The following is a 21,329-nucleotide window of genomic DNA, read 5'->3' as shown; positions in this document are numbered from 1 at the left end:
CCCCCAGTCTCTTGGGGGCGCCCTCATCCACGTACTGACACCAACGACTGACGGCTACTGGCCCTCTGTCAGCCCGCGAGCAGCTTCTTGACCACGGCGGCGACGCGGCCACCCTCGGCCAGGCCCGCGACCTTCGGGTTCACGATCTTCATGACCTGGCCCATGGCACGCGGACCCTCGGCTCCGGCGGCCTTGGCCTCCTCGACGGCCTGGGCGACGATCGCCTGGAGCTCGTCCTCGGAGAGCTGCTTGGGCAGGTACTCGGCGAGGATCTCGCCCTCCGCCTTCTCCTTCTCGGCCTGCTCGGGACGGCCGCCGTCGGCGAAGGCCTCCGCGGCCTCGCGGCGCTTCTTCGCCTCGCGGGCGATGACCTTCTGCACCTCGTCGTCGGAGAGCTCGCGGGCCGTCTTGCCCGAGACCTCCTCCTTCGTGATGGCGGTGAGGGTCAGCCGGAGCGTCGAGGAGCGCAGCTCGTCACGCCCCCTGATAGCGGCGGTGAGGTCTTCCTGGAGCTTCGACTTGAGCGTGGTCATGCGGTGATTGTCGCAGGTGCGTACGGCCCGACGCCCGCAGATTTACGGGGCCTTCGGGTCTGAGACGATGGGTGGATGCGCGCGCGATACGCAGTACCTCTGGGAATCACGGCGACGGCCGCCGCCGGTCTGGCCTACTCGGTGGGCATCGAACCCCGCCTCTTCCGCCTGCGACGGATCACGGTGCCGGTCCTCCCGCCGGGGATGCGGCCCCTCAGAGTCCTCCAGGTGTCGGACATCCACATGGTGTCCGGGCAGCGCAGGAAGCAGCGCTGGCTGCGCTCGCTCGCGGGTCTGCGCCCCGACTTCGTGATCAACACCGGGGACAACCTCTCCGACCCCGAGGGCGTGCCGGAGACGCTGGACGCGCTCGGCCCGCTGATGCAGTTCCCCGGGGCGTACGTCTTCGGGTCGAACGACTACTACGGACCCAAGCCGCGCAACCCCGCCCGCTACCTGGTCGAGAAGTCGCAGGGCAGGCACGGTCTGAACGGCAACGCACCCGTGGTCGGCGTGATCCACAACCCGTGGGAGGGCCTGCGCGAGGGCTTCGACGCCGCGGGCTGGGTGAACCTGACGAACACGCGGGGCGCGCTGAAGATCGAGGGCTACGAGATCGGCCTCACCGGCCTGGACGACCCGCACATCAAGCGCGACCGGTACGCGAGCGTGGCGGGCGGTCCCGACGCGGGCGCCGACTTCTCGATGGGCATCGTGCACGCCCCGTACCTGCGCGCGCTCGACGCCTTCACGGCCGACGGCTACCCCCTGATCCTCGCGGGCCACACCCACGGCGGCCAGATCTGCATCCCCTTCTACGGGGCGCTGGTCACCAACTGCGATCTGGACGCGGCGCGCGTGAAGGGCCTGTCGACGCACGAGGCGGAGGGCCGGAAGTCGTACATGCACGTCTCAGCGGGCTGCGGCGCCAACCGCTACACCCCGATGCGCTTCGCATGCCCTCCGGAGGCGACGCTGCTTACGTTGACTGCGGGGCGGGGTTGAGGGGCGACTGATTGGGGCTGGGGCTGGGGCGGTCGGGGCTTGGGCGGTCGAGGTTCGGGCCCTGGCGTCCTGCTCCTGCTCCTGCTCCTGCGCGGCTGATGCTGATGGCCCGGTGTTACGGGCCGTTGCCGCGTGGGTGCGCCCCGGGGGAGGCGGGCCGGTGGTTGGGCTGACGGGCCGGGCCGGCGGACGGCTACCGGGTGGACGGACTGACCGGCGGACGGGCGGACGGGATGCCGCGCGGACAGCCTGACCGGCGGACGGGCGAACGGGACGCCCCGCGGACGGGCTGACAGCCTGACCGGCGGGTGGGCGGGGCCGGCGGACGGCTGACAGGCGGACCCGCTGAGCGTTGCTTACCGTGGGGACATGATCACGCGGACCTCGTCGACCGCCCCCGCGGAGGCGGTCGTACCGCGCCCGCGCCGCCCCGTGACCGCGGCCTTCCGGGCACTGGTCGCCCTGGCCGCGGTCATCGGTATCGTGATCGACCTGGTCATCGGCAGCCCACTGCGGGTGCTCAGCTACTTCACCATTCAGAGCAACGTGCTGCTGGCGGTGGTCTTCGCCTTCTCCGCCCTGCGCGCCTGGCGGGGCCAACGCCCGCTGCCTGGGCTCCTGACCGGCGGCACGCTCCTCTTCATCCTGATCACGGGCCTCGTCTACCACTTCGTCCTGGCCGACGACTCGAGCGGCTTCGCCATGACGGACGACGTCGAGAGGCTCTCCGGTTGGCACTCCCTGTCCAACCACCTCCTGCACACGGTGACCCCGATAGGCGCACTCCTCGACTGGCTCCTGCTCACCCGCCCCGGTGGCCTCCGCCTGCACCACGCGGCCCAGTGGATGCTCTACCCGCTCGCCTACCTGGCCTTTGCCCTGACCCGCGGCGCGATCATGCCCCCGGGCTCACCGGCCCGCTACCCCTACCCGTTCCTGGACGTCGAGGCACACGGCTACGCGGGGGTCCTGGCCAACGCCGTCTTCTTCGGCCTGGCCTTCTACGCGCTCGCCCTGCTGCTCGTCGGCCTGGACCGGATCCGCCCTGGTCTCCGGGGCCGCGGGGCCCGTGGCCCAAGCCTCGAAAACCGGATTTCGTCTCCGGCCGCCGGTCCGCTAAAGTAATCGATGTCGCCACGACCCGCGCAGCGGGCCAGTGGAGCAACGACATCGGGGTGTAGCGCAGCTTGGCAGCGCGCTTCGTTCGGGACGAAGAGGTCGTGGGTTCAAATCCCGCCACCCCGACAGCTGAAACACCAGGTGAGGCACCTACGGAATCCGTAGGTGCCTCACCTGTTTCTGTGTGCGTGTCTGTCTGGGTGTCTTCCAGGCCGGGAGGCTACGGCGCGGTGGCCGAGCCGTCGTAGATGTTTTTCGGGGTGGCTACCGCTGTGATCGCGCGGGCCAGCAGCGTGGATGGCTCCTGGTTTTTGCTCAGGATGTCGGTGTTCATCATGACGACCAGGGTGGCCTTCTGCGAGGGGAGGTAGACCGTCACCGTCTCGTAGCCCGGGATGGAGCCGTTGTGGCCGATCCAGCCGTGGGTCTTGAGGATGCCCAGGCCGTAGGTGGTGCCGGGGATGCCGGTGGGGAGTGTCTTGAGCCGCTGCTTCTGGGTTCCCGGGCTGAGCAGTTGGCCGGTGGCGACCGATTTCGCCCAGAGGCGCAGGTCGTGCAGGTTCGAGATCATCGCCCCTGCCGCCCAGCCCCAGCTGGGGTTCCAGTTCGTCGCGTCCGCCACCTCACCGCTCAGGGTCTGGTCGGTGTAGCCGCGCGGGTGGGGCTGAGGGAACTCGTTGCCCTGTGGGAACAGTGTGTGGCGCAGGTGTGCCGGGTGCAGTACTCGGTGGTGGATGACGTCCGCCAGGCTGTGGCCGCTCACCTTCTCGATCACCAGGCCCAGCAGGATCAAGTTGGAGTTGGAGTACTGGAACTTCTTGCCCGGAGCTGAAGTGTTGCGGTGCTTGTAGCCGTACGCGAGGGACTCTCGCGGGGTGAAGCTGCGCTGCGGGTCGCTCAGCAGGTCGTGGACGAAGGCTGCGTCCTCGGTGTACGGGAACAGGCCGCTGCGCATCTCCGCGAGGTGGCGCAGCGTGATGCGGCGGCCGTTGGGCACGCCCTTGACGTAGGTGGAGATCGGGTCGTCCAGCTTGACCCGGCCCTCGTCCACGAGCTGGAGCAGCGCGGTGACGGTGAACGTCTTGGTCTCGCTGCCGATCCGTACGAAGGAGTCGGCGGCCATCGGCTCGCCCGTCCTGGTGTCGGCGACGCCCATGGACCGGACGTAGCAGCCCTTGCCCGGCATCCACAGACCGACGACGGCCCCCGGGATGTCCGCCTTCCTGCCGACGTCGTTCATGGCCTTGTCCAGGCGGGACGTGAGCTTGCGGCCCAGGCTGTTCGGGCAGTCGCCCTTGTCGGGGTGCGCGGCGATCGGCCGCTGATCGGCCGCGGCGGGCTGGGCCGCCGTCGGCGCCCACAACGACGCGACGAGCAGCGCTGCGCAGAAGGTACCGATACGGCGGGAGGTGGAACGTCTCATTCGGGGGCGCCTCTTCCAGACAGGGGGAGCGGAGACAGCACAGGGGGGAGAGCGGAGACGGGAAGACAGGGGGCGGAGACGGGGAGACAGGGGCGAAGCGTCATGAACATCACCAGCTCTGCCCGCGTCGCAGGCGCGACCGTCCTCTGTGTCAGGAAGTCCACTCGTTCGGCGCCACCCCGCGCATCGGCCGGGCACCTCTGGCTAACCGGTCAGCTTCACGGGCGAGAGGGGCCGGGGAGGCGGGGGCCGGGGAGGGCCGAGGGCGGGGGCGGGTTCTCGCGCGCCGCCGCGTCGTTTCGGCACCGGTCCCTCCCCTGTGGGGACCGGTGCCGAACGACGGACTGCATCGATCCCCGCCATGTCGGCGTATCGGCGCGGATCGAGGAAAGACGGATCCGTAGTCCAAGTGACAACGGTCCGGAGGCGATCGGCGAAACCAGCCGAGGCCATGCGGCGTCGCGAGTCACCTCTGCGAGTTGCCCCGAGCTGGTGACCTGCCCTGACGCTGCGCGGTTGGTTCGCTACTGAATCGCGATCCTGCCAGTTGAGGCCATGGAGGAGGAGGTTCCATCGTCATCCGGACGTCTTAACCGCAGGTCAGCCGTATAGGGTGAGTTTTCCGGTCCGGATGTTCAGGTGCGGGGGAAGTAAGGGGTGGAGGCCTTGAGTTCCCACTCAGGGGCACGCACAGCCTTCGCGGAGCGTCTCGCGCTGCTGTACAAGGAAGCCGGCAACCCTCCCCTCCAACGCGTGGCCGAGGCGGTCGTCCGGCACCAGCGGGTCGACGAACGAGGGCGGACCGTGCGCGTGTCCGCCCAGCGGATCAGCGACTGGCGACGCGCCAAGAACGTGCCTGCACAGTTTGCTGCCCTCTCGGCGGTACTCCATGTCCTCATACCCGAAGCGCGGCGCGAGCAGCCCGCGCCGGTGTCCGCGGGGCTGTACGACATGGCCCAGTGGCAGCTCCTGTGGGAGCGCGCGGTGGCCGACCCGGTCAGCGGTCGCGCCGCACCGACCTCCGCGGACGACGAGGAACGGCTTCGGGTCGAGGGGCTGACCGCCGACCCCGGTGTCTGTCCCTACCGTGGGCTGGCCTCGTATCGGCAGCAGGACGCCCGCTGGTTCTTCGGGCGCGAGCGCAGCACGGATGCCCTCGTCGCTCAGCTCCGCGCCGCGGAGAAGACCGGCGGCCTGGTCATGCTCGTGGGCGCGTCAGGTGCCGGGAAGTCCTCCCTCCTCAACGCCGGCCTCGTGCCCGCGCTGAGGAATGGGGCCGCCCTGAGCGACGGAGGGAGCGAGGCAGGGCCCGTAGCCGGACCCGTAGCCGGGCCCATGGCCGGATCCATGGCCGGATCCATGGCCGGACCCGTAGCGGGCACCGCAGCCGGACCCGTAACAGGACCCGTCGCGGGCCCCGTACTGCAGCTCGTGCCGGGAAGTGACCCTCTCGCCGAGCTCACCCGGCAGATACCCGAGCTCGCGCACGCCCTCCCTGCTTCTTCTGCTTCTCCCGCCTCTCCTGCCTCTCCTGCCGCCGCCGAGGGACCGGCAGCAGTGGCAGGGGCAGAACTCGGCACCCCGCAATTCGCGAACGCCGTGCGAGACGCCGTCACCGCTTGGGCGCAGCGCCAGACGTCCCCCGGCGGCCGTCCCGTCCTCATCGTCGATCAGTTCGAGGAGACGTTCACCCTCTCCTCCGACGAGGCGAGCAAGCGCACCTTCATCCAGCTGCTGCAGGCCGCGTGCTCCCCCGGTGAGGACCGCGGCCCCGCTCCCGCCCTCGTGGTCCTCGGTATACGCGCCGACTTCTACGAGCAGTGCCTCAGATACCCCGAACTCGCCGACGCCCTGCAGCACCGGCACATGGTGCTCGGGCCGCTGACCGCCACGGAGTTGCGTGACGCCGTGACCGGGCCGGCCAAGGCCGTGGGGCTGGAGTTCGAAGCGGGGCTCGCGGAGCTGATCGTCCGGGAAGTGAGCGCGGACGGGCCCCGCGGGGTGCACGACGCGGGAGTTCTGCCGCTGCTCTCCCATGCCCTGCTCGCCACCTGGCAGCGGCGGAAGACGGGCCGGCTGACCCTGGCCGGCTACCGCGCCGCGGGAGGCATCCAGGGAGCCGTGGCGGCGAGCGCCGAGCGTGCCTGGTCCGATCTCGACCCGGCGGCGCGCACGGCCGCGAGGCTGCTCCTGCTCAGGCTGGTGCGGCTCGGCGAGGACACCCACGCGACCCGTAGACGGGGGACGCGGCGGCAGCTGGCGGAGGAGTCGACGGACCCCGGCAAGACGGACGAGTCGCTCGAAGCCCTCGTACGCGCCCGGTTGGTGACGCTCGACTCGGAGACCGTGGAGATCACCCATGAGGCGCTGCTCCACGCCTGGCCCCGGCTGCGCGACTGGATCGACGAGGACAGGAACGACAACCTGCTGCGGCAGCGGCTCGAGGAGGACGGCAGGACCTGGGAGGACTCCGAGCGCGATACGTCGCTGCTCTACCGGGGTTCCCGCCTGGAGCAGGCCCGCGCCTGGCGGAAGACCGCGAGCGGCACGTTCCTGACCCGGGGCGCGGTGGAGTTCCTTGCCGCGTCGGCGAAGCTTCGTAGGCGCACCGTCCTGATCATTCGGGGCGCGGTGGCGGCCCTGGTCGTGCTGGCCATGGTGGCCGTCGTGTCCGCGGTGGTCGCGTGGCAGCAGCGGGACGACGCGGTGTTCCAGCAGGTCGTCGCCGAGGCGGATCGTGCCCAGCACACCGATCCGTCCCTGTCCGCCCAACTCGACCTGGTGGCGCACAATCTGCGGCCGGACGACGAGAGCACGAAGAACCGGCTGCTCTCGATCGTGAACGCGCCGCTGGCCACCCCGCTCCTCGGCCACAAGGGCGCCGTCTACCTCACCTCGTTCAGCCCGGACGGGCGGACCCTCGCCACCGCCAGCTACGACCGGACCGTACGCCTGTGGGACGTGTCGGAGCCCTCGCGCGCCAAGCCCCTGGGCAAACCCCTGACCGGGCACACGAGTTGGGTGAGCAGCGCGGTCTTCAGCCCGGACGGCGACACCCTCGCCACCGCTTCGGACGACGGCACGGTCCGGCTGTGGGACGTCCGGGATCCCGCCCACCCGCGTTCGTTGGGGGCGCCCGTCGACGCTCACGCGGGCGCGATCTATCTGGTCGCCTTCAGCCCGGACGGACGCACGCTGGCATCCGCCGACGACGACCACACCGTACGGCTGTGGGACGTGCACGACCCGAACCGGCCGAAGTCGCTCGGCGCGCTGTCCGGCCACACCGCCGCCGTGCGCTCCGTGGCCTTCAGCCCGGACGGGCGCACGCTGGCGGCCGGTGGTGACAGCGGCACGATCAGGCTGTGGAACATCGCCGATCCGCGCCGTCCGAAGTCGATCGGCGAGGGACTGAGCGGCCATACGAGCACGGTGCACTCGGTGGCGTTCAGCCCCGACGGGCGCACGCTCGCCAGCGGCAGCAGGGACAACACCATCCGCCTCTGGAAAGTGACCGATCCACGCCGTGCGAAGTCGCTCGGCGCACCGCTCACAGGTCACACCGGCGCCGTGTGGTCGGTGTCCTTCAACCCCGCCGGGACGATGCTCGCGGCCGCCAGCGCGGACAGCACGGTGAGCCTGTGGAACGTCCGCGATCCGGCGCACCCCTCGCAGGTCGGCGAGTCCCTCGCGGGCACCAGCGGGGAGATATACGCCCTCGGCTTCAGCCCCGACGGACGGACCCTCGCCACGGGGAGCGGCGACAACAAGGTCCGCCTGTGGTCGATACCGACGTCGGACATGGTCGGCAGGATCGCGGTGTTCCGCCCCGACGGGAAGGTGCTCGCCACGGCCGGGCGGGACGACCAGCTCCGGCTGTGGAACGTGGAGCGCCCCAACAGGCCGGTGGCGATGGGCAAACCGTTCAAGCCCGGTGACGGGGACGTGCGTTCGCCGGTGTTCTCCCCCGACGGCCACACGCTCGCGGTGCTGACGGGAAACCACGCGGTGCAGCTGTGGAACGTCACCGACCCGGCGCACCCTGTCCCCTACGGGCCGCCCGTCGCCCTGCGGACACGGTTCGCGGCCGCGATGGCCTTCAGCCCGGACGGGCGCACGCTCGCAACGCCCAACACCGACCGCACCATTCAGCTGTGGGACGTCAGCGACCCGTCCCGGCTCCGGAAGCTCGGCGCGCCGCTCACGGGGCACAAGGGCTACGTCAACTCCCTCGTCTTCAGCAAGGACGGTCACTCTCTCGCCAGCGCCAGCGCGGACGGCACGATCCGGCTCTGGAACGTGTCCGAGCCGCGCCACACCGCCCGGATCGGCCGTCCTCTCAAGGGGCACCTGGGCCCCATCAACCAGCTCGCCTACAGCCCGGACGGCCGTACGCTGGCCAGCGCGAGCGACGACGGCACCGTACGGCTGTGGAACGTCACCGACCCGCTCGACGCGGCCCAGCTGCGCCCTCCGCTCACCGGCCACACCGACGCGGTGGTGTCGCTGACGTACAGCCAGGACGGCCGCACGCTGGCGAGCGGCGGCAACGACAACACGGTCCGCCTCTGGGACGTCTCGCACCCCGCCGACGCCTCCCCCATCGGCCAGTCCATGAGTCCCAACGCCAAGACCGGCAGTTTCCTGTCGTTCAGTCCGCACGGCGAGATGCTCGGAGTTTCGAGCGGCACGGATACGGTCCGCCTTTGGAACTTGGACACCGACCAGGCGATACGCCGCATTTGCTCGACCACTCGGGGCGTTCTCACGCAGGAGAAATGGCGCGAGTATCTGCCGCGCCTCTCGTACGCGCCACCCTGCGACGACTAGCGTTCGCCGGTCGGCCGACAGCCCTCCCCAGCGGATCACCCAGCGTGATCCCGGTCACAACTCGACATTTCGACGGAGCACTTTCCTCCCCTTGCCCGGGCGGCCTTGTACGGTTGGCCACAGCCCGATCGCTGGTGCATCCCCCGTCGCCAGCGGTCGGGCGCTTTCGTGGGCTCGCCACCCCATAAGGCGTCCAGTTGTCGATGCTTTTCGGCGCTGCGGGCCCGCTGGCCGAAATTGAGGCATGGGCGGCCATATATGTCCGTACCAACTGGGTGGTTGGGCCATGCTTCTTGAGAGCGCACCTTGCATAAGGCAGATCCGACCCGGCTGACCGACCCGATAGCGAATAGGGTGAACGCCCGAAGCCGAGAGGCTGCCCGGCCCTTCGGTTCACTTGGAAAGGTGGCGGGTCGTGACCCGGCGCATCATCATCGTCACGGCCGTCCATGCCCCCTCGGCGCACTTCCTGGCCACCGCGTACGCGTCCCTGCGCGAGCAGGAGTTGCCCGCCGGGTGGGAATGGCACTGGCTGATCCAGGAGGACGGGACGACCGACCAGGTCGCGCCCCAGGTCCCCGCCGACGCCCGGATCACGTTCAAGCAGGGCCGCTCCGGAGGCCCCGGGGTCGCCCGGACCATCGCCCTGGCGCACGCGTCGGACGGTGAGTACGTCAAGGTCCTGGACGCCGACGACCAGCTCACGCCGGGCGCGTTGGCCCGCGACCTCGCGGCCCTCGAAGCCGATCGGACCATCGGCTGGGCGACGTCACGTGTGCTCGACCTGCTCCCCGACGGGTCCACCGCCGGTTTCCCCGGCGACCCCGAGCAGGGTCCGATCGAGCGCCAGGCGGTGCTCGATCACTGGGCTTCTCACGACTACCTCGCCCAGGTCCACCCGGCGACGCTCTTCGTCCGCCGCGACCTGCTCGTGGCCCTCGGCGGCTGGATGGCCCTGCCCGCATCCGAGGACACGGGCCTCCTGCTGGCCCTGAACTCGACCTCACGCGGCTGGTTCTCGTCCGAGGTCGGCTTGCTCTACCGCAAGTGGGAGGGCCAGGCGACCAGCCAGGCCGCGCACGTCGACACGGCGGAGCGCGCAGCCCGCATGGCCGTGATCGAGGCCAGGGCGCGCGCACTTGCGTCCTTCCAGTGGCGCTACCCGCTCGGCTCGCGTTGATCGGGTCGGGTCGGGTCGGCTTGGCTCGCGTTGATCGGGTCGGCTTGGCTTGGCTCTGGTCGGATCGGCTTGGCTTGGCTCGGCTCGCTCTGATCGGCTCGGCTTGGCTCAGCTTGGCTCTGATCGGCTCAGCTTGGCTCTGATCGGCTCGGCTAGGCCCGCCTCAGCGCTACGGAGGGGTGATCCGCGCCCCGGAGCGGCTCTGCGGATCTTGCCGCGGTCGCGCCGGACTCCGTACGGTCACCGCTATGTCTCCTGCCTCCCCCCGCCCCGCCCCGGAACTGCTGGCCACCCTCGGCCGCGGCTACGTGCGCAACGCGCCCGGCTCGCTGCTCAAGGGGCCGCTCGCCGCCCGGTACCTCAATCCGTACCTGCGTGACCATCCGCGCCGGCGCGTGGTCGAGGCGCGGTTCGGAGCCCGCTTCGCCTGCGACTCCCGCGACCTCATCCAGCGCTACATCAGCCTGTTCGGCGTGTGGGAACCGCACATGACGCGGTGGTTGCGGGGCCGACTGGGCGCCGGGGACACGTTCGTCGACGTGGGTGCCAACATCGGCTACTTCGCGATCCTGGGCTCGCGGCTCGTCGGCAGCGCGGGCCGGGTGGTGGCCATCGAGGCGTCCCCCACCTTCCACGACCGCGTGCTGGAGCACGTCAGGCTCAACGGCTGCAGCAACGTCCGCGCGGTCAACGCCGCGGTCTCCGACAGCCACAAGAAGCTGACCTTCGTGCTCGCCAGCTCGAACAACATGGGGGCGAACTCGATCGTCCCGTACGACGGCCCCGCGGAGTCGAGCTTCGACATGGAGGCCCGGCCCCTGCCCGAGATCCTGGACGCAGACGAGCTCGCCGAGGCCCGCGTGATCAAGATCGACGTGGAGGGTGCCGAGGGCGGAGTCATCAGAGGGCTGGCCCCCGCCCTGGGACAGCTTCGCCCCGATGTGGAGATCGCCGTGGAGGTCACTCCGGACCGGATGGTCCAACTGGGCGATTCGATCGAGGAGTTGATGGAGACCATGGCCCGGCACGGCTTTCACACCTACCGGCTGCCCACCGACTACAGGCCGGAAAACTACCCCCGTGCCCTTCGGCGGCCGGAGCCTCCGGTGCGGTGGCGCGGTCCCATCGTGGGCGAGAGCGAGCTGGTCTTCTCCCGTATCGACGCCGAATCCTTGCGCTGACCCGGCGCGACGCTGTGCTGACCCAGCGCTGACCCTGCGCCGGCCCGCTCGCTTCGGGTCCCGCCGCCCGGTGGTGGAGCCGGCCGCTCCCGGCCCACCACGAGCCATGAGTGGACGCGCCTACAGGTCCCGGTCGAACGGCAGGTCCAGCATACGAATGGCATTCCCGCGCAGCAGCTTGTACGCCACGTCCGCGGGGAGGTGGCCGACGTGGTCCTCGGCCACCGCCTTCGTGTGCGGCCACGTCGAGTCGACGTGCGGATAGTCGGTCTCGAAGGTGGCGTTGTCGACACCCACGGTCTCGATCGAGGCGACACCGTGCTTGTCCCGGAAGAAGCAGCAGAAGATCTGGCGGTAGTAGTACGTCGACGGGGGCTCGGGGATCAGGTCCTTCACGCCGCCCCAGGCCCGGTGCTCCTCCCATACGTCGTCGGCGCGCTCCAGGGCGTACGGGATCCACCCCATCTGCCCCTCGCTGTAGGCGAGTTTGAGGCGCGGGAACTTCACCAGGACCCCGGAGAAGAGGAAGTCCATCATCGAGGCCATCGCGTTGTTGAAGCTCAGGGAGGCCTGGACGGCAGGGGGTGCGTCGGGCGAAGCCGCCGGCATCTGCGACGACGAACCGATGTGCATGTTCACGACCGTGCCGGTCTCCTCGCACGCCGCGAAGAACGGGTCCCAGTAGCCGGAGTGGATGGACGGCAGCCCCAGGTGCGTGGGGATCTCGCTGAAGGTCACCGCCCGCACGCCGCGAGCGGCGTTGCGCTTGATCTCGGCGACGGCGAGGTCCACGTCCCAGAGCGGGATGAGGCACAGCGGGATCAGTCTCCCGCGGCTGTCACCGCACCACTCCTCCACCATCCAGTCGTTGTACGCCCGGACGCAGGCGAGCCCGACCTCCTTGTCCTTCGCCTCGGAGAAGGTCTGCCCGCAGAAGCGCGGGAACGTCGGGAAGCAGAGGGAGGCCTCGACATGGTTGATGTCCATGTCCTTCAGGCGGGCCGTCGGATCCCAGCAGCCCCGGCGCATCTGCTCGCGCGTGATGCCGTCCAGCGTCATCTCGTCCCGCGAGAAGCCGACGGCCGCGATGATGCGCTTGTACGGGAAGATCTCTCCCTCGTACTCCCACCAGTCGGTGACCTGTCCTTCCGGGTCCGTCGTGAACTTGTACTTGCCGCCGATGTACTCGAGCTCGCCGATACCTGCGGTGAAGGGCTTGGGGCCCCGGTCGCGGTACTTGCTCGGGAGCCACTTCTCGAAGAGGTGCGCGGGTTCGATCACGTGGTCGTCCACGCTGATGACGCGGGGGAGCTCCTTGGCCCCGACCTCGTTGTTGTCCACTGCTATGCCCCCTACTACCTGCCGGTTTCCCTTACACGCATCTGACGGTCCATCAGATTGAGGTTATGGGCTCACCTCTGTGACGGCAACAGCTCTCCTGAAACTGGACCCCTTGCGCGATCGGCCCGCATCCGGTGAACTGACGCTCCGTCAGGTCAGCTTGAGGGAGGGCGCTCGATGGAGACGATGTGGCTCAGCGGAGCCGAATGGGTCGCCGTGCTTCGGATCGGGCTCGGCCTGTGGTGGCTGGAGAGCTGGCGCCACAAGGACAAGAAGACCTGGTTCACGGGCGGCGGTATCGACTGGGCCGCGGGGATCGCCGACAAGCATCGCTGGACCTTCGTACGCTCGGGCTTCGACGTCGTGGTGAAGCCCCGGCCGCGCACGATGGCGTACGTCGTCGCCTACGCGGAACTGGCCCTCGGGCTGGGCCTCATCGTCGGGTTCCTCACGCCGATCGCCCTCGTCTGCGGGCTCGCGCTGAACCTGATCTACCTCGTGCTGATGATCCACGACTGGGGCGAGCAGGGGCAGAACCTGATGATGGCGCTGATCTCCGCCGTCGCGCTCTTCACGATGTCCTGGCAGGTCTGGTCACTTGACCATGCGTTCGGGCTCTTCACGTAGGGGGTGTCCGTGTTGGGCTGCCCGTGCCTGGCCGGCTGTTCGCGCGTGACTCTGGTCTGTTGTACGGCGACGTGCCACCCTGCCCGACACATTCGCCGTCCATTAAGGAGGTGCCGGTGAACGAGCACAACGACGACGCGGAGCGGGAGCCGACGGCCGCAGCCCTCAAGGCGGGGCACGCCGCACGTGCCGAGAGCGCGGCCGCGCGGGCGGCGGCCCTCAGCCGCCATGTCGAGCGGAATGCCTCCGCCGACGCGGACGCCGTGTGGAAGGCGGCTCACGCGGCCCGCGTCGCGGCGCAGGCCCTCGCCGTACTCTCCGAGAGCGAACCTGACCCCGCCGCGGACGCACGTTGCGCCAGGAACGCGGCTTCGTCCGCCGCCCAGGCTTCCCAGGTGGGCCAACGCGTTGATGGTGGGGCGGAGTTGTCCGCGCTCGCCTGCAAGGCGGCCCTCAAGGCTTCCCTCGCCGCCGGGGCCGCGGCGGGCGCCAGGTCCCTGGGCGTCGACGAAGGCCTGAACGCCGAAGCCGACGCTGCGGAGCGAGCCGCCGTGGCCGCCGCCGAAGACGCGGGATGGATCCGGCCCGGCGAGGACATACCCAGCGTGGAGACCGGTGTGCGGAGCCCTGAAGTGATGTCCATGCTGCACCTTTGAGCTGCATCCTTGGGCTGCATCTGAGCCTCAGCCGCCCAGGGTGATCGCGGCTGCTATCGCCGGGCCGAAGGCGCCGCCGAGCTGGTAGCAGAGGCTGAACAGGCCGATGGCCGTGGGGCGTTGGGCTGCCGGTGCGGCTCCCGTCGCGTACACCGCGAGTGTTGCCTGGCCCGCGCTGGTGGCGAAGACGGCCAGCGTCGCGACCAGCAGGAGCAGCGGCGCCCAGGGGCTCAGCAGGGCGGTGAGCGGGGCGAGTGCGCCGACGCCGAGCAGGATCGTCACGACCCGGGGGCGGCTCATGCGCGCCGATGCCGCCGCCAGCGCCATGGAGAGCGCCGAGCCGGTGAGCAGGGCGGCCAGCTGGCCGGTGCCGATCGTCGAGGCCGACCAGTCCGTGCGGTCGCCCAGCAGCTGCGGGACGGTGAAGAGCAAGGTGAAGTACGAGGTCGCCAAGGTGCAGGCGAGCGCGGCGGACAGGACGAACACCCGGGTGCGCAGCAGCGAAGCCGGTACGAAGCCGGTGGGGTTGGACCGGATGTGCAGGGCCAGCAGCGCGCCCGTCGCCAGTGCGGCGGCCACCGCCGGGAGCGGGTAGCGCGGGATGAGCACCAGGGACGTCGCCGTCAGGACCAGCAGGGCGGCGCCCCGGCCGTCGAAGGGTGTGCCGCTGGGCGGAGCGGCCAGGTCGGCGCGGCGCATCACCGCGGGCAGGGCGAGGAGGGCGACCGCGCCGACGGCCAGGGACACCCGCCAGGAGGCGGCGCCCGCGATCGTCGAGCCGAGCAGCGGTCCGACCGCCCCCAGCGTTCCGAAACCGGCGGTGATCACGCCCATCCGGCGGACCGAACCCGCCAGGCTCATCGCCGCGGTGACCAGTCCCGCACCCCCTGCGGCCTGCGCCGCCCTGCCCGCCATGGCGAGCGGCAGCCAGGGCGCCGCGGCGAGGACCGCGGTGCCGGTCACGAGCAGAGCGGCGCTCAGCTTGAGCGTGGCGCCCAGGCCGCGGCGGCGGAGCAGGGCGGCCATCAGCGGGGTGCCGACGGCCATGGCCCAGGCGAAGACCGTGACGAGCCAGGTCGCGGTGGCCGTGCGGATGCCGAGCGAGTCGGCCATGCCGGGGAGGATCAGGACGGGGCCGTTCGCGCTGGCGGCAACGGGGGCGGCCAGCAACGCCAGCCACAGGGCCGGGACTTGGCGGGGCGTGGAGGGCCGGGGCGATGTGCGGGGGGTGTGAGGGCGGGGGCGGAGACGGGCGGGGTGGATCTGGGCGGGGGCGGACATGCTGGCGACTCCTGAAGGAAGGTGTGGCGGCGGTCGGCGGGGAAGGGCACTGACACCGGGGCGGCGGGCCGCGCGGAACAGGCGGGGCGTGGCTCGGGCGGGGCGGGGCTCAAGCGGTGCGCGGCTCGGGCGGGGCGCGGCTCAAGCGGTGCGCGGCTCGGGCGGGGCGCGGCTCAAGCGGCCCGCGGCTCGGGCGGGGCGCGGCTCAAGCGGCCCGCGGAGCAAGCAGCCCGCGGCTGAGGCGGGGCTCCGGCTGCGCGCGGCTCAAGCGGCCTGCGGCTCAAGCGGCGTACGGATCACGCGGCCCGCGGATCAAGCAGCCCGCAGCTCAAGCGGCGTACGGATCAAGCGGCGTACGGATCAAGCAGCCCGCAGCCCGCAGCTCAAGCGACGCTGACGACCTGGTCGTAGGCGAGCCGCGGTGAGCGGGGGAACCAGGCGTCCGGGCCCGGACGGCCTATGTTCACGACCATCAGCGGGGTGTGGTCGTCGTCCAGGAACTCCTTCTGTACGCCCGGGAAGTCGAACCCGGTCATGGGCCCCGCGGCCAGCCCCGCCGCGCGTACACCGAGGATGAAGTACGCGGCCTGGAGCGTCGCGTTGATCAGTGCGGACTCCTCCCGCACCAAGCGGTCGGCGAAGAAGAGGTCCTTGGCCTGCGGGAAGTGCGGGAGCAGCGCCGGGAGTTCCTCGTGGAACTCGTTGTCGGCGGCGAGCACCGCGACCAGCGGGGCGGCCGACGTCTTCGGCCGGTTGCCCTCGGCCATGAGGTCCACGATCCGCTCGCGGGCATCGGTGGAGCGGATCAGAACCACCCGCAGCGGCGACTGGTTGAACGCGGTGGGTGCGTACTTGACCAGGTCGTAGACCGCCTGGACCTGCTCATCGGTCACCGGCTCCGCGGTGAAGGTGTTGGCGGTGCGCGCCTCACGGAAGAGGAGGTCCTGGGCGGCGGCGGGGAGGGTCAGCTCGGACATCGGGTGCTCCTGTCGTTCGATCTCGTCAGTCTCAGCAATCTCGGCAATCTCGGCCATCTCGATAGTGAGATAAGAGCATTCGACTTTCTCAGAGTCAAGTATCTCGAAACTAAGAGACTTAAGACTGGTAGAGTCTGTACTGAGATAGCCCGTATCGAGAGGAGTGACGCGATGAGCGACGCCGTGGACGCGATCGTCGGCCAGTGGGTCGAGGAGCGGCCCGACGCCGAGGACGACCTCTGGCCGGTGCAGCTCTTCGGGCGCATCCAGCGGCTTGACCTGCTGGTCGACAGGACGGTCAAGGCGACCGCGGCCGAACACGGCCTGGATGCCGGTGAGTTCGACGTCCTCACCACGCTCCAGCGTTCCGGGCCGCCCTACGCCCTCACCGCCGGGACCTTCCTCAAGGCCTCCATGGTGTCGTCCGGCACTATCACCAACCGCATCGACAAAATGGAGGCCAAGGGCCTGGTGGAACGGGTGCGGGACGGAGAGGACCGGCGCACCGTCAAGATCCGCCTCACCGAACGCGGGCACGAGGTCACCCGCGCCGCCTTCGGCGACCATCTGGCGAACTACGCACAGCTGCTCGCCGGTGTGGACCGCGAGCTGGTCGAGAAGGCCGCCGAAGCACTCCGGCCGGTGCTGGAGGCCCTCGGCGACACCTCCATCAAGTGATGTCGTTCCCGGCGGCCCTCAGATCGGGCCCCTGATGCCGGGCCCCGAACGTCGCACGGTGGACCCGCGCCGCACTGACCCGGTGCGATGTATACCCGACGCCCCGTTCCGCTCACCGTTTCGTGGTGCCACCATGCGGAGTCCAGGGGTGTCGAGGGGTGTCGAGGGGTCCCCCTCGACGGGGGCGGGCGGAGGAACGAAATGGCAGAGGTGTTCTTGCGGCGGCTGAGCCGGTGGCAGGCCGAGCAGCAGCGGGAAGCGGTCGCCGACGTCTACGTCGAGGCTTACGAGGGAGACGCCGGGGCCGAGTACCGGGACCGGCAGGGATTCCTGCGCATTTTCGAGAACACCGTGCAGCGGCCCGACTTCGACATGGTCGTCGCCGACGCGGCGGGCCTGGTCGGCTGCCTCTACGGCTACCGCGCCGCGCGCACCGGCGAATGGTGGGAGGGGTTCCGCGGCGTCCTCCCCCCTGAGGTGGAGGAACGTACGGCCTCGGGCCGGGTCTTCATCCTGACCGAGCTGATGGTGGTGCCCGCCTACCGGCGCCAGGGCGTCTCGGACCGCCTGCGCACGCTGCTCCTCATCCGGCACGCCACGGATCTGGTCGTCGCGGTCATCAAGCGGGACGACGATCTGGGGCGGGAGGTCCTGCGGTCGTGGGGCTGGACGAAGCTCGGGGAGTTCGACCCGGGGGCGCCGGGATCGACGGCACCGCCCCGCCGGGGAGAGACCGAGGCCCCGGCCCCGGACGGGCTCGTGTGGGAGGGCTGGATGCGGCCGGCGGGGACGCTCTGACCGGGGGGTGGATCAGCGGGTTCAGTGGTTCTACCGGCGTCGCGCCTTGCTCGCCCGCAGGGAGTACATGAGGGGGATGCGCGGGCGGTCCACCGGGAACTGGTAGACGCCGTCGCGGAGTTCGAGGCTGCCGAAGCGTTCGAAGAGCGTGGTGTCGTGCTCGTGGAGGAAGTCGATGCGCAGGCCCGCCGACGCCAGGGCCGTGACGACCTCGCCCACCGGGTGCTGCCACTCCACGCTGCGGTTGTGGACCGTGGGGGTGGTCGTGTCCGCGTAGCCGCCGGAGGTCTCGTCGATCCAGGCGTCGCGGGCGAAGTAGTCGTACGCGATCCGTGAGCCCGTCGCGTCGTCGAGGATGTCCGCGAGCGGGTGGAACTCCGCGAGGTAGAGGAACCCGCCGGGCGCGACGAGCGCGGCCGCGGTCTCGGCCCAGCGCTGGATGTCGGGGAGCCAGCACAGGGCTCCCACCCCGGTGTAGACGATTTCGTACGAGGAGTCCGGCACCGCGTCCGCCGCGTCGTACACGTCGGCGGCGACGAAGGACGCCTGGTCGGCGGTGAGGCCGAGCTCGGCGGCGAGGTCGCGGGCCGCGTCGACCGCGGGCTCGGAGAAGTCGAGCCCGACCACGCGGGACGCGCCGTGCCGGGACCAGGAGAGGGTGTCCAGGCCGATGTGGCACTGGAGGTGCAGCAGCGAGCGCCCGGTGACGTCGCCGACCTCCGCGAGCTCGAAATCGCGCAGCGGGTCCTTGCCGGAGCGGAAGGCTTCGAGGTCGTAGTAGTCGCTGGCGAGGTGGAGGGGGACGCGCTCGTCCCAGCGTCTTCGGTTGGCCTCGCGCCAGTCGGAGGGGGTCGGTGAGTACATTCCAGAAAGTTATCCACAGGCTGGGGACCCTCGCCAGCGGATTGTCGGCGTGTGCGTGCACTATGGGGTCCATGAGCGACTTGGGTGCGGGTGCAGGGAACACGTCGGGTGCGACGGAAGGCGGGGGCGCGCAGCTGCCTGACTGGGAGAAGCGGTTCCGTGCGCCGCGGGTGTCGCTGCCCGACTGGGCGGAGGACGCCCCGGACCGGTCCTTGTTCGTGTCGAACGCGACGGGGACGTACGAGCTGTACGCATGGGACCGCGCGACCGGCGAGCAGCGCCAGGTGACGGACCGGCCGAACGGCACGACGGACGGCCTGCTCTCGCCGGACGGCGAATGGATCTGGTGGTTCAACGACACGGACGGCGACGAGTTCGGCGTGTGGATGCGCCAGCCCTTCGCGGGCGGCGGCAGCGACGAACCGGCGGTGGCGGGCCTCGAAGCCTCGTATCCGTCGGGCCTCGCCCTCGCGCGCGACGGACAGATGTCGGTCGTCGGCCGCTCGACGGACGAGGAGGGCTCGACGATCCATGTCGTACGGTCGCCGGGCGCGGAGCCCGTCGAGATCTACCGCCACCGCGAGTCCGCGGGCGTCGGCGACCTCTCCCACGACGGCTCGCTGATCGCCGTCGAGCACACGGAGCACGGCGACGCGATGCACTCCACCCTCCGCGTGGTCAGGCCGGACGGCTCCACGGTCGCCGAGCTCGACGACACCGAGGGCGGCACGGTCGAGCTGGGCCTGGAGGTCCTCGGCTTCGCGCCGGTCGCCGGGGACACGCGACTGCTCGTCGGGCACCAGCGGCGCGGGCGCTGGGAGCCGATGGTGTGGGACGTGACGTCGGGCGAGGAGACGGACCTGGCGCTCGACCTGCCGGGTGACGTGAGCGCGGAGTGGTATCCGGACGGCTCCGCCCTGCTCATCGCGCACAGCTTCGAGGCCCGCAGCGAGCTGTTCCGGTACGTGTTCGCCTCGCGCGAGCTCGTCGAGGTCGAGACGCCCGCCGGGTCGGTGTCGGGGGCGACGGCGCGGCCGGACGGCAGCGTGGAGTACCTGTGGTCGTCGGCCGCCGAGCCGCCGGTGGTGCGCTCGACGACGGGCGGCGTCGTGCTCGACCCGCCGGGCATGAAGGCCCCGGCGTCCGTGCCGGTGGAGGACGTGTGGGTGGAGGGCCCCGGGGGCCGGGTCCACGCCCTCGTACAGAAGCCGGCCGGCGCGAGCGGCCCGCTCCCGACCGTCTTCGAGATCCACGGCGGCCCGACGTGGCACGACAGCGACGCGTTCGCCGCGGGCCCGGCAGCCTGGGTCGACCATGGGTACGCGGTGGTGCGGGTGAACTACCGCGGCTCGACGGGGTACGGCAGGGAGTGGACCGACGCCCTGAAGCACCGGGTCGGCCTGATCGAGCTGGAGGACATCGCGGCGGTGCGGGAGTGGGCGGTGACGTCCGGCCTCGCGGACCCGGAGCGCATCGTCCTGGCCGGTGGCTCCTGGGGCGGCTATCTCACTCTCCTCGGCGTCGGCACCCAGCCCGACGCGTGGGCGGTGGGCCTGGCCGCGGTGCCGGTCGCCGATTACGTGACGGCGTACCACGACGAGATGGAAGCCCTGAAGTCCATGGACCGCACGCTCCTCGGCGGTACGCCGGAGGAGGTCCCGGAGCGCTTCGAGGCCTCCTCCCCGCTGACGTACGTGGACGCGGTGAAGGCGCCGGTCTACATCTCGGCGGGCGTGAACGACCCGCGCTGCCCGATCCGCCAGGTCGAGAACTACGTGGACCGGCTCAAGGCGCGGGACGCGGTGCACGAGGTGTACCGGTACGACGCGGGGCACGGCTCACTCGTCGTGGACGAGCGGATCAAGCAGGTGCGGTTGGAACTGGACTTCGCCGAGCGGCACCTCCGCTAGCGGGAGGCTTGGCCGCGGGGAGGCGGAGGCTTGGCCGCGGGGCGGTGGTGGGTTCGCCAACCCCGCGGCCGGTCCCCCACGGGCGCCCCCGTACCGTGGGGGTGTGTACCGGTTCCTGCTGACGCCCCGCTGGTGGGGGATCAACGTCTTCGTACTGCTGGCCATCCCCGTCTGCATCTTCATGGGGTCATGGCAGCTGGGGCGGTTCGAGGACCGCGTCGAGGCGCATGACGCCGCGCAGAAGCAGGCGGACCGGCAGTCGGCCCCCTCCCGGTCCGAGGCGAAGCCCCGGCCGCTGGATTCGCTTCTCCCCGTGGACCAGAAGACGTCCGGCGAGCGCGCATCCGCGACGGGGCGGTACGGCAAGCAACTCCTTGTGCCGGACCGCGAGTTGGACGACAAGCCCGGTTACTACGTCCTGACGCTCCTGCACACCGGCAACGGCAAGGACCTGCCCGTCGTGCGCGGCTGGCTCCCCGGCCACGCGAACGCGGCGAAGGCCCCCGCGGCGCCTCCCGGCGAGGTCACCGTGACGGGCGCGCTGCAGGCCTCCGAGAGCCCCGGGTCGAACGGGGTCAGCGCGGCCGGAGGGCTGCCGGACGGGCAGCTCGGCGCGATCAGCGCGGCCTCGCTGGTGAACCTGGTCCAGGGCAATGTGTACGACGCCTGGGTCACCCTGGAGAAGGGCGACTCCGGGATGAAGGCGGTACCGGCGGCGGCTCCGGAGAACTCCGGACTCGACCTCAAGGCCTTCCAGAACCTCGGCTACACCGGTGAGTGGTTCGTCTTCGCCGGGTTCGTCGTCTTCATGTGGTTCCGGCTGTTCCGGCGGGAGCGGGAGTTCGCGCGCGACGCCGAGCTGGGGCTTCTGCCGGAGAGTTAGACCCGCACAGAGACGCCGGCCGGGCTGGACCCCACGAAGGGCC

17 protein-coding genes and 1 tRNA gene are annotated in these 21,329 nt (G+C 70.7%); 12 read left to right on the top strand and 6 right to left on the bottom strand.

Annotation, left to right across the window (positions count from 1 at the left end):
• Positions 1-68: 68 nt before the first annotated feature.
• Positions 69-533, bottom strand: coding sequence for a GatB/YqeY domain-containing protein (locus tag ACFUPX_RS41510; protein ID WP_383334452.1), 465 nt, complete (start codon positions 531-533; stop codon positions 69-71).
• Between the two features lie 75 nt (positions 534-608).
• On the opposite strand from ACFUPX_RS41510, the gene ACFUPX_RS41505 reads away from it, so the two are divergent.
• From ACFUPX_RS41505 to ACFUPX_RS41495, 3 genes are all read left to right on the top strand, one after another.
• Positions 609-1,538 carry a metallophosphoesterase gene (locus ACFUPX_RS41505; protein ID WP_383334450.1) on the top strand — a complete coding sequence of 310 codons (930 nt, stop codon included), beginning with the start codon at positions 609-611 and terminating at the stop codon, positions 1,536-1,538.
• Positions 1,539-1,907: 369 nt separating this feature from the next.
• Positions 1,908-2,663, top strand: a complete 756-nt coding sequence (locus ACFUPX_RS41500) for a Pr6Pr family membrane protein (protein WP_383334448.1) — start codon at positions 1,908-1,910, stop codon at positions 2,661-2,663.
• 46 nt (positions 2,664-2,709) lie between these two features.
• Positions 2,710-2,783 (top strand) — tRNA-Pro (locus tag ACFUPX_RS41495).
• Between the two features lie 94 nt (positions 2,784-2,877).
• Here the strand turns inward: ACFUPX_RS41495 and ACFUPX_RS41490 are convergent.
• Positions 2,878-4,080 carry a serine hydrolase domain-containing protein gene (locus ACFUPX_RS41490; protein WP_383334446.1) on the bottom strand — a complete coding sequence of 401 codons (1,203 nt, stop codon included), beginning with the start codon at positions 4,078-4,080 and terminating at the stop codon, positions 2,878-2,880.
• 657 nt (positions 4,081-4,737) lie between these two features.
• Between ACFUPX_RS41490 and ACFUPX_RS41485 the strand changes: the two genes are divergently transcribed.
• From ACFUPX_RS41485 to ACFUPX_RS41475, 3 genes are all read left to right on the top strand, one after another.
• A complete protein-coding gene (locus ACFUPX_RS41485) occupies positions 4,738-8,910 on the top strand; it encodes an AAA family ATPase (RefSeq protein WP_383334445.1) in 4,173 nt (1,390 codons plus the stop codon).
• Positions 8,911-9,325: 415 nt separating this feature from the next.
• Positions 9,326-10,090 (top strand): glycosyltransferase family 2 protein, encoded by a 765-nt coding sequence (locus ACFUPX_RS41480; RefSeq protein ID WP_383334443.1) that lies wholly within the window; start codon positions 9,326-9,328, stop codon positions 10,088-10,090.
• A gap of 248 nt (positions 10,091-10,338) precedes the next feature.
• The gene (locus tag ACFUPX_RS41475; protein WP_383334441.1) at positions 10,339-11,271 is read left to right on the top strand and encodes an FkbM family methyltransferase; all 933 of its coding nucleotides are present in this window, start codon (positions 10,339-10,341) and stop codon (positions 11,269-11,271) included.
• Positions 11,272-11,391: 120 nt separating this feature from the next.
• On the opposite strand, the gene ACFUPX_RS41470 is transcribed toward ACFUPX_RS41475, so the two are convergent.
• Entirely contained in the window at positions 11,392-12,612 is a 1,221-nt protein-coding gene (locus ACFUPX_RS41470) for an amidohydrolase family protein (protein ID WP_383334439.1), read from the bottom strand.
• 177 nt (positions 12,613-12,789) lie between these two features.
• Between ACFUPX_RS41470 and ACFUPX_RS41465 the strand changes: the two genes are divergently transcribed.
• Together ACFUPX_RS41465 and ACFUPX_RS41460 are read left to right on the top strand one after the other, a co-directional pair.
• The gene (locus tag ACFUPX_RS41465; RefSeq protein ID WP_383334437.1) at positions 12,790-13,239 is read left to right on the top strand and encodes a DoxX family protein; all 450 of its coding nucleotides are present in this window, start codon (positions 12,790-12,792) and stop codon (positions 13,237-13,239) included.
• Positions 13,240-13,355: 116 nt separating this feature from the next.
• Positions 13,356-13,895: a hypothetical protein gene (locus tag ACFUPX_RS41460; RefSeq protein ID WP_383334435.1), complete on the top strand. Its 540-nt coding sequence runs from the start codon at positions 13,356-13,358 to the stop codon at positions 13,893-13,895.
• A gap of 27 nt (positions 13,896-13,922) precedes the next feature.
• Here the strand turns inward: ACFUPX_RS41460 and ACFUPX_RS41455 are convergent, their stop codons facing one another.
• Both ACFUPX_RS41455 and ACFUPX_RS41450 read right to left on the bottom strand, forming a co-directional pair.
• A complete protein-coding gene (locus ACFUPX_RS41455; RefSeq protein WP_383334433.1) occupies positions 13,923-15,176 on the bottom strand; it encodes an MFS transporter in 1,254 nt (417 codons plus the stop codon).
• 383 nt (positions 15,177-15,559) lie between these two features.
• A complete protein-coding gene (locus ACFUPX_RS41450) occupies positions 15,560-16,153 on the bottom strand; it encodes a malonic semialdehyde reductase (RefSeq protein ID WP_383334431.1) in 594 nt (197 codons plus the stop codon).
• 171 nt (positions 16,154-16,324) lie between these two features.
• Between ACFUPX_RS41450 and ACFUPX_RS41445 the strand changes: the two genes are divergently transcribed.
• Both ACFUPX_RS41445 and ACFUPX_RS41440 read left to right on the top strand, forming a co-directional pair.
• Entirely contained in the window at positions 16,325-16,831 is a 507-nt protein-coding gene (locus ACFUPX_RS41445; protein WP_383334429.1) for a MarR family winged helix-turn-helix transcriptional regulator, read from the top strand.
• Positions 16,832-17,032: 201 nt separating this feature from the next.
• The gene (locus ACFUPX_RS41440; RefSeq protein ID WP_383334427.1) at positions 17,033-17,629 is read left to right on the top strand and encodes a hypothetical protein; all 597 of its coding nucleotides are present in this window, start codon (positions 17,033-17,035) and stop codon (positions 17,627-17,629) included.
• Between the two features lie 30 nt (positions 17,630-17,659).
• On the opposite strand, the gene ACFUPX_RS41435 is transcribed toward ACFUPX_RS41440, so the two are convergent.
• Entirely contained in the window at positions 17,660-18,493 is an 834-nt protein-coding gene (locus tag ACFUPX_RS41435; RefSeq protein WP_383334425.1) for a class I SAM-dependent methyltransferase, read from the bottom strand.
• Between the two features lie 71 nt (positions 18,494-18,564).
• Here ACFUPX_RS41435 and ACFUPX_RS41430 point away from each other — a divergent pair, with 71 nt between their 5' ends.
• Positions 18,565-20,403 carry a prolyl oligopeptidase family serine peptidase gene (locus ACFUPX_RS41430; protein WP_383334423.1) on the top strand — a complete coding sequence of 613 codons (1,839 nt, stop codon included), beginning with the start codon at positions 18,565-18,567 and terminating at the stop codon, positions 20,401-20,403.
• Between the two features lie 103 nt (positions 20,404-20,506).
• Positions 20,507-21,286 (top strand): SURF1 family protein, encoded by a 780-nt coding sequence (locus ACFUPX_RS41425; RefSeq protein ID WP_383334421.1) that lies wholly within the window; start codon positions 20,507-20,509, stop codon positions 21,284-21,286.
• Positions 21,287-21,329 lie beyond the last annotated feature (43 nt).

It is taken from the genome of Streptomyces sp. NPDC057302 (assembly GCF_042667685.1).
In the GTDB taxonomy this organism is placed as follows: domain Bacteria; phylum Actinomycetota; class Actinomycetes; order Streptomycetales; family Streptomycetaceae; genus Streptomyces.
Note: the sequence above shows the minus strand (reverse complement) of the source record. Positions and strands in the feature narration are given on the sequence as shown.

Excerpts from the sequence above, each read along its gene's own strand:
- ACFUPX_RS41510 (WP_383334452.1), bottom strand. The coding sequence starts at position 533 with ATGACCACGCTCAAGTCGAAGCTCCAGGAAGACCTCACCGCCGCTATC.
- ACFUPX_RS41505 (WP_383334450.1), top strand. The coding sequence starts at position 609 with ATGCGCGCGCGATACGCAGTACCTCTGGGAATCACGGCGACGGCCGCC.
- ACFUPX_RS41500 (WP_383334448.1), top strand. The coding sequence starts at position 1,908 with ATGATCACGCGGACCTCGTCGACCGCCCCCGCGGAGGCGGTCGTACCG.
- ACFUPX_RS41490 (WP_383334446.1), bottom strand. The coding sequence starts at position 4,080 with ATGAGACGTTCCACCTCCCGCCGTATCGGTACCTTCTGCGCAGCGCTG.
- ACFUPX_RS41475 (WP_383334441.1), top strand. The coding sequence starts at position 10,339 with ATGTCTCCTGCCTCCCCCCGCCCCGCCCCGGAACTGCTGGCCACCCTC.
- ACFUPX_RS41465 (WP_383334437.1), top strand. The coding sequence starts at position 12,790 with ATGGAGACGATGTGGCTCAGCGGAGCCGAATGGGTCGCCGTGCTTCGG.
- ACFUPX_RS41455 (WP_383334433.1), bottom strand. The coding sequence starts at position 15,176 with ATGTCCGCCCCCGCCCAGATCCACCCCGCCCGTCTCCGCCCCCGCCCT.
- ACFUPX_RS41450 (WP_383334431.1), bottom strand. The coding sequence starts at position 16,153 with ATGTCCGAGCTGACCCTCCCCGCCGCCGCCCAGGACCTCCTCTTCCGT.
- ACFUPX_RS41445 (WP_383334429.1), top strand. The coding sequence starts at position 16,325 with ATGAGCGACGCCGTGGACGCGATCGTCGGCCAGTGGGTCGAGGAGCGG.
- ACFUPX_RS41440 (WP_383334427.1), top strand. The coding sequence starts at position 17,033 with ATGGCAGAGGTGTTCTTGCGGCGGCTGAGCCGGTGGCAGGCCGAGCAG.
- ACFUPX_RS41435 (WP_383334425.1), bottom strand. The coding sequence starts at position 18,493 with ATGTACTCACCGACCCCCTCCGACTGGCGCGAGGCCAACCGAAGACGC.
- ACFUPX_RS41430 (WP_383334423.1), top strand. The coding sequence starts at position 18,565 with ATGAGCGACTTGGGTGCGGGTGCAGGGAACACGTCGGGTGCGACGGAA.